This window comes from Sutterella wadsworthensis (assembly GCF_003315195.1).
GTDB classification, from domain to species: domain Bacteria; phylum Pseudomonadota; class Gammaproteobacteria; order Burkholderiales; family Burkholderiaceae_F; genus Sutterella; species Sutterella wadsworthensis.
Window position 1 is genome coordinate 1 of the sequence record NZ_QNRV01000069.1, and the last position, 1,567, is coordinate 1,567.

Consider the following 1,567-nt stretch of genomic DNA (forward strand, 5'->3'; position numbering starts at 1 on the left):
TCGAGAATGGCTTCGGAGAGCACGTCGCGGCGGCCGAGCTCTTCAACGAAGCGCTTGCCTTCCTGGTTAAGCATGATGGCGCCGTCAAAGCGGGCATCCGCGATCAGTTCAATCACGCCCGAAATCGGGTCGCAGATCGGATAGGTCTGGATGTACTGCATGTTGACGAGTTCTGCGCCCGCACGCTGAGCCATATAGAGGGCCTCGCCCGTGGTGCCCGGAGCGTCCGTGGTCTTAAAGCGTTCGTCAATCTTCGGGTTGTACTTCTTCACCATCGCGGGGTTCGCGCCAAAGCCGCCCGTAGCCAGCACCACGCCGCCCTTGGCGTTGAACGTGTATTCGGCGCCGTTCATCGTCGCCTTGACGCCTACAACGCGGCCGCTCTTATCTTTGATGAGCTCCTCGGCCTTCATATTGGTAATGACAGGAATCCCGAGTTCATCGGCCTTCGCCTGGAACTTCGTGATGAATTCTGTGCCGGTGTGCCCGACCGGAATCAGCGCGCGCTTGCGGCTGTGACCGCCGAAGAAGAAGAGATTGTCCGGTTCAAAACGAACGCCCAGATAGTCGCGGCACCATTCCGCGCCGGCCAAGGCGTTGTGAGTCATCACATTGATGACCTTCATGTCGCCCTTCTTGTCGCCGCCCAGGTACGTATCCTTGGCATGGAGCTCAGGCGAGTCATCCGTGATGCCGAGCTTAGGCTGCACCCAGTTCTTGGCGGCATTCATTTCCGCGCCGGAAATGAGCGAGTTGCCGCCCACCTGCGGCATCTTTTCGAGGAGCACTACAGTGGCGCCGGCGTTCTTGGCTTCAATGGCAGCAGAGAACCCTGCGCCGCCCGCACCAATCACTACGACGTCATAGGAAGCATTCTTCGGCAGATCCTTGACCGCAGCTTTGAGAGCCTTTTTATCGGCCTGACCGAGTGTGACACCCGCTTTCTTAGCCGCATCTTCAACAGCAGCGAATAAACCCTTCGACGTGAAGGTTGCTCCGGAAATGCCGTCGAGCTGCACTGAGTTGGCAGCAACGATCTGATCCTTCAAATCGGTGAAGACCTTTTTAGCAAGCACCGGATTTTCGGCATTCTTCAGAATGTCGATTTTCTGAATTTTGCCGTTGTCAAACGTCACGGCCACCTGAATATCGCCGTGCTTGCCGACGCCCACGCCCTGCGTAGTGACCGGGGCGGCAAAAGCTGCCGCAGCGGCAAAGGCAAATGCAGCTGCAAAAATCGACTGAGTGAATTTCATCACCATCTCCTCCTCATTTCGCGCCTTGTTCTTGAAAGAGTCCGACGATTGCTGCAGCATCAAGCTGCGGCAATGCATTACTCAATCAGAACAAAGTCACATGTATTCGTTGGGAGGCATTATGCTCAGCAAACTTGAAGATAGTGATTGGGGTTTTGTCGTATATGCTCCGAAAACATTCAAAAAAGCGGTGATTCCCAGAGAGAATCACCGCTCCCGGAACTCCCGGATAACAGATCCCGAACTCGTGTGATTAAGGTCAAGGATCGGATGTTTTGCTGAGCTAATCCCGTGAAAATGAACCAATAAGT

The 1,567-nt window shown here is 55.1% G+C and carries 1 protein-coding gene; it reads right to left on the reverse strand.

Annotated elements, in window-relative coordinates:
• Nucleotides 1–1,256, reverse strand: a 1,256-nt coding sequence (locus tag DES29_RS12285) for a flavocytochrome c (RefSeq protein ID WP_113854954.1), incomplete at its 3' end; no start/stop codon positions are given.
• Nucleotides 1,257–1,567: the final 311 nt, after the last annotated feature.